The following is a 13,475-nucleotide window of genomic DNA, read 5'->3' as shown; positions in this document are numbered from 1 at the left end:
CAAAGACCTAAACCAAAAGTAATATGGTTGTTGCTATTATTTAAGCTCAACTTCTGCTCCAGCTTCTTCCAATGATTTTTTGATACCTTCTGCTTCATCTTTAGAAACAGCTTCTTTAACAGCTTTTGGTGCGCTATCAACGATATCTTTCGCATCTTTCAAACCTAAACCAGTTAATTCTTTAACCAATTTAACAACTGCTAATTTAGAAGCACCTGCTGCTTTCAAAATTACATCAAATTCAGTTTTCTCTTCTGCTGCTTCACCAGCTTCACCACCACCACCGGCAGCTACTGCTACTGCTGCTGCTGCAGGCTCAATACCGTATTCATCTTTTAATATATCAGCTAACTCGTTTACTTCTTTAACTGTTAAGTTAACTAATTGTTCTGCGAAATCTTTTAAATCTGCCATTTTCTATCGTTTAATAAAATTTTTAAAATATACTTAGTTTATTGTGCGTACTTATCTTTCAGATAATGTTTTAAGGATACCAGCGATTTTTCCACCACCAGATTTAAGACCAGAAATAACATTCTTGGCTGGAGATTGTAACAATCCAATAATTTCGCCAATCATTTCTTCCTTAGACTTAATGCTAACTAAAGCATCCAAGTTTTCATCACCTATGTAAATTGCCTCTTCAACAAAAGCTCCCTTCAATAAAGGTTTCTTAGATTTTTTTCTAAAATTCTTTATCAATTTTGCAGGGGCATTGGCTACATCAGAAAACATAAGAGATGTATTCCCTTTTAATGTCTCTGGTAATTCACCAAATTCTTTCTCAGAAGCTTCCATTGCTTTTGCAAGCAATGTATTCTTAACTACAGCTAGTCTAATATTAGCCTTGAAACAAGCTCTTCTTAAATCAGAAGTTGTACCTGCATCTAAACCTGAAATATCAGCCACATAAATTGTGGTGCTATCTGCCAACTGCGTAGTCAAATCTTTTATAACCGTTGCTTTTTCTTCTCTTGTCATACTTTTAATTTTTAACTACCAGCTATTAAACTGACTTTGGATCTAATTGCAAACTAGGACTCATTGTGCTAGACATGAAAATTGATTTCATGTAAACACCCTTAGACGCAGTTGGCTTCATCTTATTCAAAGTGTCTAACAACTCATTAGCATTATCCGCTATTTTATCAGCAGAAAAAGAAGCCTTACCTATCGCAGCGTGTACGATACCAGTTTTATCAACTTTAAAATCTATTTTACCTGCCTTTACTTCAGATACAGCTTTTGCCACATCCATAGTTACAGTTCCTGTTTTTGGATTGGGCATTAAACCTCTTGGTCCTAATACACGACCTAAAGGACCTAATTTACCCATTACACTTGGCATAGTGATGATAACATCAACATCTGTCCAACCGCCTTTTATTTTCTCCAAATACTCATCTAACCCAACATAATCAGCGCCTGCTTCTTGAGCCTCCGCTTCTTTGTCTGGTGTCACCAAAGCCAAAACCTTAACATCTTTACCAGTTCCATGAGGTAATGTTACCACACCACGAACCATTTGATTAGCTTTTCTTGGATCTACACCCAAACGAACCGCTAAATCTACAGATGCGTCAAATTTTGTATTGGTTATCTCTTTAATTAAAGCTGAAGCTTCAGTAACAGAGTATAATTTATCTTTCTCTATTTTAGAATGCGCTTCTTTTTGCTTCTTAGTTAACTTTGCCATTTAATTACTTTTAAGATTTTAAAAAGGTTTCTTTCCTGCTACCTTCATACCCATAGAACGTGCAGTACCAGCTATCATACTCATAGCAGATTCTACTGTAAATGCGTTAAGGTCAACCATTTTATCTTCGGCAATTGCCTTGATTTGGTCCCAGGTAACACTACCTAATTTTACTCTGTTAGGTTCGCCAGATCCTTTTTTAATCTTAGCCGCTTCCAATAGCTGAATTGCCGCCGGTGGAGTTTTTACAACGAAGTCGAAAGACTTATCCTTGTAAACGGTGATAACAACTGGTAATATTTTACCTGGTTTATCCTGTGTACGAGCATTAAACTGCTTACAGAATTCCATAATGTTAACACCAGCAGCTCCTAAGGCAGGTCCAACCGGTGGCGATGGATTCGCTGCACCTCCCTTAACTTGTAGTTTAACTACTTTACCTATTTCTTTTGCCATTGTTTAAAATTAAATTGAAAGTGTGTTTACGGAAGCAACACTACTTTAATTATATGTATGTAACACTTAATCTAATACTTATACTTTCTCTACTTGCATGTAACTAAGCTCTAGAGGTGTTTTTCTTCCGAAAATTTTCACCATAACCTCAAGCTTACGTTTTTCTTCATTTATCTTCTCAACAGTACCATTGAAGCCATTGAAAGGACCATCAATTACTTTTACCGTTTCACCAAACACAAATGGGATAGCAACACTATCTGTATTAACAGCTAGCTCATCTACCTTACCAAGCATTCTATTTACTTCATTTTTCCTCAAAGGAACAGGATCCCCTCCTTTAGTTTCCCCTAAAAAACCTATAACATTAGTTATAGATCTAATAATATGTACCATTTCACCACCTAAATTGGCTTTGATCATGATATAACCAGGAAAATAAACTCTTTCTTTATTTATCTTCTTGCCATTTCTAATCTGAATAACCTTTTCAGTAGGAACAAGAACATCTTCTAAATAGTCAGAGAAACCATGACGCTCTACTTCACTTTCAATGTATCCTTTGATCTTATTCTCTTGACCACTGACAGCTCTTACAACGTACCATTTTTTATCCAATACTTCCGACATAGTCCTATCTAGTTTAAAACGAAGTTGAAATAAGATTTAATCACTTTACTAAAGACCGTATCTACTCCCCAAGTTGCCAAAGCAAAAAGGATAGAAAACACAGCTACAATAACCATCAAGTTAGATGATTCTGCACGTGACGGAAGAGTAACATTATTCCTTAACTCTTCAACGGATTCTTTTATATATGTGAACATTTAAATTCTTTTTACAATTTCAACAAATAGGATACCTATATTCCAAATTCTATTGTGGCACGGGAGGAGAGACTCGAACTCCCGACACCTGGTTTTGGAGACCAGTGCTCTACCAACTGAGCTACACCCGTATGAATAGCAATTATTAAATCACCTATTCTATTATTTGCATGTAAAGGTGTCCCGCTTGAGCAAGACACCCTTAAACACAATACTCTTTTAGATTAAAATTAATCTATAATCTTAGTTACCTGACCTGCACCTACTGTTCTACCACCTTCACGGATAGCGAAACGTAGACCGATACTCAAAGCAATAGGCTGAATAAGCTCTACTGTAATTGTAAGGTTATCACCTGGCATTACCATTTCAACTCCTGAAGGAAGTGCAATGTTACCAGTTACATCTGTAGTTCTTACATAGAACTGTGGACGATAGTTATTATGAAATGGTGTATGACGACCACCTTCTTCTTTTTTCAATACATAAACCTCAGCTTCAAACTTAGCGTGTGGCTTAACAGAACCTGGCTTACAGATTACCATTCCACGGCTAATTTGAGATTTTTCAACACCTCTTAACAAGATACCTACGTTATCACCAGCCTCACCTCTATCCAAAATCTTACGGAACATTTCAACACCAGTAACAGTAGAAGTCAATTTCTCAGCTCCCATACCGATAATCTCAACTGGATCACCTGTATTTGCTACACCAGTTTCAATACGACCAGTTGCAACAGTACCACGACCAGTAATTGTAAATACATCTTCAACAGGCATTAAGAAATCTTTTTCAACATCTCTCTTAGGTAATTCGATCCAGCTATCAACAGCTTCCATCAATTCCATTACCGTGTCAACCCATTTTTGCTCACCGTTCAATGCACCTAATGCAGAACCAGCGATTACAGGTCCATTATCACCATCATACTCATAGAAAGAAAGTAATTCTCTTACTTCCATCTCAACAAGCTCGATTAACTCCTCATCATCAACCATATCCACTTTATTCATGAATACAACCATTCTAGGAATACCTACCTGACGACCTAATAAGATGTGCTCACGAGTTTGTGGCATAGGACCATCTGTAGCAGCAACAACTAATATAGCACCATCCATTTGAGCAGCACCAGTAACCATGTTCTTCACATAATCCGCGTGACCAGGACAGTCAACGTGTGCGTAGTGACGATTAGCTGTAGAATACTCTACGTGAGATGTGTTAATTGTAATACCTCTTTCTTTTTCCTCAGGAGCGTTATCGATAGAATCGAAACTTCTCAATTCAGAAAGACCTGCATTTGCCAAAACAGTAGTAATAGCAGCAGTCAATGTAGTTTTACCGTGATCCACGTGTCCAATAGTACCTATATTTAAGTGCGGTTTGGAACGATCGAAAGTTTCCTTTGCCATGTTTAATGTATTTTATTCTTAGTTTATATTAGTGTACAAATTTATACCTTAATTGAGCCAATGACGAGAATTGAACTCGTGACCTCTTCCTTACCAAGGAAACGCTCTACCCCTGAGCTACACCGGCGTAAAGTGTTGAACCCACCCAAAAGATAGATTCCTGCCTTCGCAGGGATGACATTACTGTCAAATTTATAGAGCGGGAGACCGGGTTCGAACCGGCGACATTCAGCTTGGAAGGCTGACGCTCTACCAACTGAGCTACTCCCGCTTATAATATTACAATATTTCAATAAAATCCTCTAGAAAATAGTTTTGTGGGGAGAGCAGGATTCGAACCTGCGAAGACGTAGTCAGCAGATTTACAGTCTGCCCTCGTTGGCCGCTTGAGTATCTCCCCTCAAACTAATATTTTAAAGAACTTTAGAGCCGATGGAGGGACTCGAACCCACGACCTGCTGATTACAAATCAGCTGCTCTAGCCAGCTGAGCTACATCGGCTTATTTCACAACTATTTCTGTCATAAAAAAGCCCGCTATTTCTAACGGACTGCAAATGTATAGTATTTTTTGTTTATTCAAAACAAATTTTGAAAAATTTTTATCAAGCTTGTAATCTTATTTTCTCTTTTTGTTTTATTAGCCTACGTTCCAGCGAACTACAAGCTGAGTCTACAGCCTCTTCAAATGATTTACATTGTTTTTTTACTACAAATTTATCTCTAGGAACCGTAATCTTAATCTCAACTATTTTATTTTCTTTAGCACTAGTATTCTCCACTTTCATATAAACATCTGAGCTAATTACCTTAGAATAAAAGGTTTCCACCTTATCAAGTCTATTTTGAAGGAAATTAATCAACTTATCGTCTGCATTAAAATTTACCGATTGCGTATTTACTTTCATAGTCAGAAAATTTATGGCTTTAAGAATTTAGCCTGATTTTACAATAATTATTTGTTCCCCCTAGGATGAGCCTTTGCATGAACCTTTTTCAACTCTGCTATACTGTTATGGGTATACACCTGTGTAGACGCCAAACTAGAATGACCCAACAACTCTTTAACAGCATTTAAATCTGCTCCCTTATTCAAAAGATGCGTTGCAAAGGTGTGCCTAAGAATATGCGGACTCGTCTTTACCTTTGAGGACACCTCTCTAAAGTACTTTTTTATTAATCTATAAACAAGGGTTTCATACAATTTATTGCCTGATTTCGTTAAGAACATAAATTTATCGTCGACCACCACATTCAATCTTTTACGATCTAATAAATATTGTGTAAATTTTTCTTTGGTTTCAGCTAGCATAGGCACAATTCTCTCTTTATTTCGCTTACCTAAGACTTTTATTGTCATTGTTTCAAAATCTACATCTGACACTTTCAAGGCAATAACCTCTGCCCTACGCATACCAGTAACATACAGAACATGTATTAACAACTCATCTCTTATACCCTCAAAATCTTCTGTATATTCTATTTGCGAAAGCACATTTTCCATTTCTACCTCAGAAAAAGGAATCTCAACTTTCTTTGCAGTTTTCAATGCTCTATGCTTACTCAATGGATTAATTTCAGTTACCTCAATTTTTTGAAGAAACTTGAAATAAGCTTTTAATGACGCTATTTTTCTATTAATAGATCTATTGTTAATTTTTCTTTCAGATAAATCAACAACCCAAAATCGCACAACACTATACTCTACAGTATCAATATCGCTTATATCATAATTAGATAAACAGAAAGCACTAAATTCAAGAATATCATTCTCGTAAGCCTTTGTAGTATGCTTAGAATAATTTTTCTCTAAGGTTAGATAAGAAATAAACTCTGTTAAAAACATAATCTAAAGGTATCAAAGTTTTAGGTCTGTTGAAATTTGAACAAAAAAAATCCCGCAAATTGCGGGATTTTAATTTTATAAAACAAAATTTAGATTTCTTCTTGATCTCTAAGACCTTGAATGTATTCTGCTTTTTGTATCTGTGCTCTACGAACAACTGATGGCTTATTGAACTGTTGACGCTTACGTAACTGTCTCATTGTACCTGTCTTATCGAACTTACGTTTGAAACGTTTTAAAGCTCTATCGATGTTTTCTCCTTCTTTTACTGGTATTATTAACATGGGCTAAACCTCCTCTCTTTTGTGATTAAGGCTGCAAATATAACAACTATATTGAAACAGACAACCTTTAAACTGATTTTTAAAATTTTAATTAAGATAACTATACCGTAGCCGGCTTATATTCCTTCTTATCGATAATAATTTTAGAAATTATTTCTTTTAATATTTCTGATGTTCCACCACCAATAGGCCCTAATCTACTATCTCTAAAGTTACGTGCCATTGGGTAATCTTCAATATAACCGTAACCACCTAAAAATTGTAAACATTCATAAGCAACCTCGTCTGCAACCTTTGTTGATTTTAATTTAGAGATTGTAGCTTCTTTAACTACATACTGCCCCTTATCTAAGCGATAAGCTACAGAATAGTTATACTCTTTACACATATCTATATCTGCGTGAAGATCTACGACTCTATGTCTTAACGCCTGAAATTGATTGATAGACTTACCAAAAGCCTCTCTTTCTGACATATAATTTAAAGCATAATCTAAAACATGTTCTGACCTTGCATGAGCATTAACACCCATTATCAATCTTTCTAATGAGAAATGCTCCATTATATATGAAAAACCCATGTTTTCATCACCCATAAGGTTCTCTGCAGGAATTTTCACATTATCAAATGCCAACTCGGCAGTATCTGATGCTCTCCAACCTAGTTTATTCAATTTATTTGCAGTCACGCCTTCACTATTTCTATCTACTGCGAAAATACTGATACCCTTATTACCTAACTCTGGATTTGTTTTTGCCGCCACAATCATGTAATCAGCATATACACCATTGGTAATAAATGTTTTTGACCCATTCAACACATAATGATCACCTTGCTTTACAGCAGTGGTTCTCATAGCAGCAACATCGCTACCTCCAAAAGGTTCTGATATACAAAGACAACCAATTTTATCTCCATCCACGCTTGGTCGCAAGTACTTTTCCTTTAAAAAAGAATTCGCTTCTTTATTTAAATGTGTCATTGCCAAGTATGCATGCGCCCACATTGCAGCTGCAAAACCACCAGAATTAACCTTTTGTAATTCTTCTAAAAAAATAATAGTATAAAAAAGATCAAGACCAAGACCACCATCTTCCTCAGGAGTTAAAAGACCGAAATAGCCCATATCGCCAAATTTCTTCCAAATGAACCTTTCTATTGTTCCAGTTTCTTCCCATTTATCAATATGAGGAACTACTTCTTTCTGTAAAAAATCTTTTAGGCTGTTCCTAAATAGTTGATGTTCTTCTGTGAAGTACATACTTTGCATAGCGTTTTTTTTTATAATGACAAATATAAAGCAATTCTATTAATACGCTCAGCCGGAAATTCTTCAATTTTTACTAATTCGTTCAAAGAATTGATACTTCCGTTGAGATTACGATAATTTACTATGCTCTCAGCGACATGTTTTTGCAGATATATCAATTTAGACAATTCTTCTGCCGTTGCTGTATTTACATTTATTTTTACAATATCTGGTTTCACAACTACCTTAAACTGTTTTAAAGCTCTTTCAACAACATCTGCCTCAAGACCATAAACATCAAACAATTGGTCGTCAATTATAAAGCCACCCAAGCGGTCTCTAAATTTTATTATTCTAGCTGATAACTTCTCCCCTATTCCACTAATCTTTTTTAAATCTTCTGCCGTAGCTGTATTCAAATCTTTCCAAATAACTTTCTTAGACTTATAACTAGAGGTTAATGCATTGGAAGTTTTACTTTTTCTGTTTTGAGTCCACTCTGGAAACTTAAAGTATGGAGAAATCATATTAAGTAATGAATCAGAAACTTTTGTGACATTTTGAAATTCTATTGTAGAATTTACAAATTCATCTTTCTTTCTAAAATTATGTAATCTATCTATTTCCTCAACTGACATACCAAGTGTATAGCCTTTAAAATCGGTAATGAAATTGGATTAAATGGATACATATGAACTGTATCCTTTTTTAGACTTATAGCTTTTAAGGAATCTATTTCAGCTTGGATAACCGCATCATGCTTCAATGGTGAAGATTGATTTTCTGTAATAGATTGATACAGATAATACCCCAACTGAACGCTAATTATAAAAAATAATAAAAAGAAAATCCCACTTCGTTCTTGTTTATTGAACCTGAAGTGGGATTTAAATGAAGTCATATTAAAACTTAGTTATCTATGGCATCATATTTTAGTTTGATAGCGTCTAAATATCTAGTCAATTGCTTTTTCACTACTGGGAATAAAAAGAACAAACCTACCATATTAGGGAATACCATTGCAAATATCATAGCATCTGAGAAATCCCAGATAGATTTCATACTTGCAGCTGCTCCAATAACAATAAAAGTAAGAAACAACAACTTATAAACGATATCAGCCGTTTTACCTCTTCCAAATAAATATTTCCAAGACTGTAATCCGTAATAAGACCAAGAGATCATCGTTGATACGGCAAATAATACCACTGCTATAGTCAAAAATACGTTTGAGTAAGGAATGTATTCAGCAAACGCCACTGCCGTAATCCCGGCACCTTCATAAGCTACACCATCAATTAAAACTGAACCAGAACCATCACCACCATAAGTGAAGGCTCCTCCAAAATTAAATATAATAATTACTATTGCCGTCATTGAGCAAATAACTACCGTATCAATAAACGGCTCTAATAAAGCTACTAAACCTTCAGAAGCAGAATATTTTGTTCTAACAGCAGAGTGTGCTATTGAAGCAGAACCTGCACCAGCCTCGTTTGAGAATGCTGCTCTTTTAAAACCTACCAACAATACACCTATAAGACTACCTACACCTATTGCAGTTGGCTTAAATGCTTCGTCAACAATTAAAGCTATAGCGTCATCTACTAGTGTATAGTTACTTAAAATAATATATAAACAAGCAACAACATACATTATAGCCATAAATGGAACCACTTTTTCGGTTACTTGAGCAATACGCTTTATACCTCCAATAATAATTACACCAACAAGAATAGCCAACACAAGACCTACTATTGCACCGGCTGCAGTACTTTGCCAGTTAAAAAGCTCTTTTATAACAATTGTAGCCTGGTTAGATTGAGCTGCATTACCACCTCCAAAAGAACCTCCAATACAAAAAATTGCAAAAATTACAGCAGCAACTTTACCTAAGGTTTTAAAACCTCTTTCTTTTAGTCCTTTACTTATGTAGTACATAGGTCCGCCATAAACAGTACCATCTTCACCTACATCCCTATACTGAACACCTAGCGTACATTCAACAAATTTTGTTGACATACCAAGAAGACCACAAACAATCATCCAAAAAGTAGCTCCTGGACCACCAAGTGCAATTGCTAAAGCAACACCTGCTATGTTACCATTACCTACAGTACCTGAAACTGCAGTTGCCAAGGCTTGAAAATGACTTACCTCACCATCAGTACTTTCATCTCTAATTGTATCAATGATATCACCACTAACGGCAAGATCATTTTCCATACTTACAAGATGGTCTTCAATATCAACATTTGATAAATCTTGACCTTGTGCAATACCATCTTCACCATAAAGATTTTGTGCACCATGCTTTTCAATATCTTCATATTTACCACGAACAGTATTAATGGCCTTACCAAAAAATCTAATATTAGGGAAACCAAAATATATAGTAAAAAATAAAGCACTACCTACCAATAACACCAATACAAATGGTATATCTGGATCGTGCCATACATTAAAGAAAATAACTGCTGAGAAGAAATCTGAAATAGGCTTAAAGGCTTGATCTATTTGTTGATCTAATCCTACTTCTTGAGAAAAAATTAAAAAGGGAAATAAAAAGGTAAACAGGGTTAGAAGTTTATACTTCATAAGTTTAAAATTTATTTTGAATTAGTTAGTTAGTCTAGCAATATCCTAAAAATAATGGATGCAATCAAATATAAACGATAGAAAGATCATTATTCAATATTGAACATTTCATTCAATTTCTTTATTTGTTCAGGTCTACCTAATACTATAACCTTACTTTTTGGCTGTAGTTTCATATCTGCTTCAGGGTTTATGGTATACTCACCATCAGGAGAAATGTAACCTATAATGGTACACCCAGTTTTTCTTCGTAAATCTAGATCCCTCAATGAATTACAGTCTATCTGATTGGCAAAATCTTCAATAGCCACTTCTTCTAAATTGGTCGTATGTTCGCCTTCCATCGAAAGCTTATCCATAAATGTGATAAGATCTGGCATAACTACCAAAGACGCCATATGATCACCTCCAATTTTATCTGGCATGATAACTTTATTGGCACCTGCCAAGATTAATTTCTTCTGAGAATTGACTAATGACGCTCTACTAATGATAAAAAGATTTTTTTTCATTTGCCTTGCAGACAAAACAACAAATAAATTTGCAGCATCATCTGGCAAGGTGGCAATTAAATACTTGGACCTCTCAATACCAGCTTCCAATAATACATCATCATCATTTGCATCACCTTCAATAAATAAAACATCTTCTTCATATCGTTCAATTACCTCTTTATCTTTCTCTATAACCACAAATGGTCTTTTATATGCTTTTAGCCTCTCTGCTGCTTGCATACCATTTCGACCAAAGCCACAGACGATTACATGCTGATTTAAATTTGCGATGGCATTCTTCATTTTTTTCTTTTTTAACAGTTCTACTGAATTTCTAGAGAGTAAGTATTCGGTAACGATTGATATAGCGAAACCAACTATAAACACACTTGTAACAATAAGAATTATTGTAAATATTTTGCCTTCAGGCCCCATTGGTCTAACCTCTGAAAAACCTACAGTAGTTACCGTAATTATGGTCATATAAAAAGCATCGACCCAAGAATAATCGGCAACAATTCTATAACCGAGCACACCAAATGTCAAAACCATTAGCATTAACGCCAATGCCAAATAAATTTTAGACCGAAATAATTGCATCATATATTACAAATCAAAAACAGAATTTCGTTTCGTATAAATCAAATCTTTTATTCTAAGCCAGAAAGCCAAAAACAAGTAAAGTGCAAACCCGAAGCCTACAGTTACAAAAGTGAGATAAATGAACGATGTTCTTACAACTCTAGCACGTATACCTAATCGTTCGGCAATTCTACCACAAACCTCATACCCTCGCTTCTGAAAATAGTGCAGTAATTTGTAAAATACGTTCATGGGGTATAAAATTAGACTTTTATATTCATTAAAGAAGCCCCTATAGCACAATCTAAACATTTGTCTTTTGAACAATAATTATTATAAAGCTGTAGATATGTTTGAGAATCTTTTGCGCTTTTAATAGATGTCCCCAATTTACCAAAGTTAGCTATAATACTGTTTTCTTCTTTTTTAATTTCTGACATCATCTTTAGAAACTTCTCGTTCTCTAAACCACCCTTATATCGACTGTACGCAAACTTCAACGGAATTATAGTATTAATCATCAAAAGGTTTAAAAATGAATTTGATATTCCCTTTTTACTCTTTTTTGATATTTTACCAAAATTAAAATGAGTTTCCCAATAATCACTTGTTCCTGATTTTAAGACTTCAGAAAAATTAGGGGCATCATTTTCAATCAACAAATGAAATAAATTATTGTTTTTAGAATAAATAGCACTTAATTGAGCTAATCTAATTGTGGGGAAATTTGATGGTCTCAACCTAAAAAACTCTGGAGACTTGTATGCCGCAATTAAATTGAACTTATGTTTTAAATATTGATATTCCTTTGTCAACCGGTTATAATATGTATCGTCTTCTATAATAGAACCAAGTAAATTTGCTTGTCCTAAAAACAAGCTTTCCATTTGAAGTGGTTTATTATTTAATTTTCTAATTATAGAAAAATCAATTGATTTACCGATATCAATAAATGTATCTCTATTTATTTTGGACCCAAAAGTTTTTAAAAGCATTAAGAACAAGACTTGCTCCCAGTCATTGTTCGTATAATCTAATAGCTCTTTAATAAAGATAGATTTCTGCTCTAACCGTTCTACAAACAAACGATCCAACCAATTATTCTTTATAAATTCATCAACCTCATTAAATTCGTTTTCACAATTAATGAAATTATAATTCTTACTATCAAAAAGATTTTGATAGTTATTTAGCACCACTAAGGGTATATATTCTTTTAAAGATAAAGTAGGAATCTCACTCCCGTCCTTTCTGTACACGGCAATATCGTCTTCCCAAACTACATGTAAAATTACATTGTCATAATTAGTATCATCTTGGTGATGATGCGCATACCAGTCTGATGATTTTATATGAATCTCTACATTACCTGCCCATAATTGCCCATTTAACTCTATTTGAGCATTAAAAAAATCTGGACCACTTAAATGGTTATGCATACCTGCCTTAACCACATGTACAGCTTCACCAGATGTAGACATGAGTCCGTTAACAGGATACTTTTTATACTTCCATATAAAATGAAGCAAATCTTCCTTCATTTTATAAAAATAAAAAACCCGCCGTTAAGCGGGTCTATTTTCTGAAAGAAATAAAATTATGCGGTCTCCCCTTCCCAGTTCATAAACCCACCTTGAAGGTTAAAAGCTTTGTCAAAACCTAAGCTATTCATTATCGCGCAAGCCTGTCCACTTCTATTGCCAGACCTACAGTAAACATAATAGTTTTTTGTTTTGTCTAATTTCTCTAGCTCAGCTACAAACTCTTGACCTTTGTAAATATCAATATTTATAGAATTCGGAATTATACCTGCTTCTATTTCTTCTTCTGTTCTTACATCGAGAATTACTGCATTAGGATCCTTCTCTAATTGCTCTTCCCAATCTTGTTGTGATAAATCTGCCATAGTATAAATTATATACTGTAAAAATAATCGATTTTTATTTATTTGATTCTCTTATATGTTTTTAACAAATATTTAATCAACTCATAGGTTAAAATAACAAAAAATAGATATACATTTGTA

General features: G+C 34.5%; 17 protein-coding genes and 5 tRNA genes. All 22 read right to left on the bottom strand.

What is annotated here, in order from left to right:
- Window positions 1–36: 36 nt before the first annotated feature.
- Window positions 37–414, bottom strand: coding sequence for a 50S ribosomal protein L7/L12 (rplL, locus tag BUC31_RS19380; protein WP_073247357.1), 378 nt, complete (start codon window positions 412–414; stop codon window positions 37–39).
- A gap of 51 nt (window positions 415–465) precedes the next feature.
- Window positions 466–981, bottom strand: a complete 516-nt coding sequence (gene rplJ, locus BUC31_RS19375) for a 50S ribosomal protein L10 (protein ID WP_073247354.1) — start codon at window positions 979–981, stop codon at window positions 466–468.
- A 25-nt stretch (window positions 982–1,006) separates the two neighbouring features.
- Complete coding sequence (gene rplA / locus BUC31_RS19370; protein ID WP_073247353.1) at window positions 1,007–1,696, bottom strand: 50S ribosomal protein L1; 690 nt, start codon at window positions 1,694–1,696, stop codon at window positions 1,007–1,009.
- An 18-nt stretch (window positions 1,697–1,714) separates the two neighbouring features.
- Entirely contained in the window at window positions 1,715–2,152 is a 438-nt protein-coding gene (gene rplK, locus BUC31_RS19365) for a 50S ribosomal protein L11 (protein ID WP_027067854.1), read from the bottom strand.
- A 78-nt stretch (window positions 2,153–2,230) separates the two neighbouring features.
- Complete coding sequence (gene nusG / locus BUC31_RS19360; RefSeq protein ID WP_073247351.1) at window positions 2,231–2,782, bottom strand: transcription termination/antitermination protein NusG; 552 nt, start codon at window positions 2,780–2,782, stop codon at window positions 2,231–2,233.
- An 8-nt stretch (window positions 2,783–2,790) separates the two neighbouring features.
- Window positions 2,791–2,979, bottom strand: coding sequence for a preprotein translocase subunit SecE (secE, locus tag BUC31_RS19355; RefSeq protein ID WP_036155945.1), 189 nt, complete (start codon window positions 2,977–2,979; stop codon window positions 2,791–2,793).
- 55 nt (window positions 2,980–3,034) lie between these two features.
- Window positions 3,035–3,110 (bottom strand) — tRNA-Trp (locus tag BUC31_RS19350).
- Window positions 3,111–3,209: 99 nt separating this feature from the next.
- Window positions 3,210–4,397, bottom strand: coding sequence for an elongation factor Tu (tuf, locus tag BUC31_RS19345; protein WP_073247349.1), 1,188 nt, complete (start codon window positions 4,395–4,397; stop codon window positions 3,210–3,212).
- A 55-nt stretch (window positions 4,398–4,452) separates the two neighbouring features.
- Window positions 4,453–4,524: transfer RNA gene (locus tag BUC31_RS19340), tRNA-Thr, on the bottom strand.
- A 71-nt stretch (window positions 4,525–4,595) separates the two neighbouring features.
- Window positions 4,596–4,668 (bottom strand) — tRNA-Gly (locus tag BUC31_RS19335).
- 47 nt (window positions 4,669–4,715) lie between these two features.
- Window positions 4,716–4,797, bottom strand: a tRNA-Tyr gene (locus tag BUC31_RS19330).
- Between the two features lie 27 nt (window positions 4,798–4,824).
- Window positions 4,825–4,898: transfer RNA gene (locus BUC31_RS19325), tRNA-Thr, on the bottom strand.
- A 103-nt stretch (window positions 4,899–5,001) separates the two neighbouring features.
- The gene (gene hpf / locus BUC31_RS19320) at window positions 5,002–5,304 is read right to left on the bottom strand and encodes a ribosome hibernation-promoting factor, HPF/YfiA family (RefSeq protein ID WP_073247347.1); all 303 of its coding nucleotides are present in this window, start codon (window positions 5,302–5,304) and stop codon (window positions 5,002–5,004) included.
- Between the two features lie 47 nt (window positions 5,305–5,351).
- Complete coding sequence (locus tag BUC31_RS19315; RefSeq protein WP_073247345.1) at window positions 5,352–6,242, bottom strand: tyrosine-type recombinase/integrase; 891 nt, start codon at window positions 6,240–6,242, stop codon at window positions 5,352–5,354.
- Window positions 6,243–6,331: 89 nt separating this feature from the next.
- Window positions 6,332–6,526 carry a 30S ribosomal protein S21 gene (gene rpsU / locus BUC31_RS19310; RefSeq protein ID WP_027067859.1) on the bottom strand — a complete coding sequence of 65 codons (195 nt, stop codon included), beginning with the start codon at window positions 6,524–6,526 and terminating at the stop codon, window positions 6,332–6,334.
- Between the two features lie 100 nt (window positions 6,527–6,626).
- Entirely contained in the window at window positions 6,627–7,796 is a 1,170-nt protein-coding gene (locus tag BUC31_RS19305) for an acyl-CoA dehydrogenase family protein (protein WP_073247344.1), read from the bottom strand.
- 11 nt (window positions 7,797–7,807) lie between these two features.
- Window positions 7,808–8,413: a ComEA family DNA-binding protein gene (locus BUC31_RS19300; protein ID WP_244534080.1), complete on the bottom strand. Its 606-nt coding sequence runs from the start codon at window positions 8,411–8,413 to the stop codon at window positions 7,808–7,810.
- Window positions 8,414–8,684: 271 nt separating this feature from the next.
- The gene (locus tag BUC31_RS19295) at window positions 8,685–10,373 is read right to left on the bottom strand and encodes an alanine/glycine:cation symporter family protein (RefSeq protein ID WP_073247342.1); all 1,689 of its coding nucleotides are present in this window, start codon (window positions 10,371–10,373) and stop codon (window positions 8,685–8,687) included.
- A gap of 89 nt (window positions 10,374–10,462) precedes the next feature.
- Window positions 10,463–11,470: a potassium channel family protein gene (locus BUC31_RS19290; RefSeq protein WP_073247340.1), complete on the bottom strand. Its 1,008-nt coding sequence runs from the start codon at window positions 11,468–11,470 to the stop codon at window positions 10,463–10,465.
- Window positions 11,471–11,473: 3 nt separating this feature from the next.
- Window positions 11,474–11,701, bottom strand: a complete 228-nt coding sequence (locus BUC31_RS19285) for a PspC domain-containing protein (RefSeq protein ID WP_073247339.1) — start codon at window positions 11,699–11,701, stop codon at window positions 11,474–11,476.
- A gap of 11 nt (window positions 11,702–11,712) precedes the next feature.
- A complete protein-coding gene (locus tag BUC31_RS19280; protein WP_073247337.1) occupies window positions 11,713–12,990 on the bottom strand; it encodes a DUF2851 family protein in 1,278 nt (425 codons plus the stop codon).
- 56 nt (window positions 12,991–13,046) lie between these two features.
- The gene (locus BUC31_RS19275; protein WP_073247335.1) at window positions 13,047–13,355 is read right to left on the bottom strand and encodes a rhodanese-like domain-containing protein; all 309 of its coding nucleotides are present in this window, start codon (window positions 13,353–13,355) and stop codon (window positions 13,047–13,049) included.
- Window positions 13,356–13,475: the final 120 nt, after the last annotated feature.

Origin of the sequence: Maribacter aquivivus (assembly GCF_900142175.1) — a bacterium.
Classification (GTDB): Bacteria; Bacteroidota; Bacteroidia; order Flavobacteriales; family Flavobacteriaceae; genus Maribacter; species Maribacter aquivivus.
This window is presented reverse-complemented; position numbering and strand designations above follow the sequence as displayed.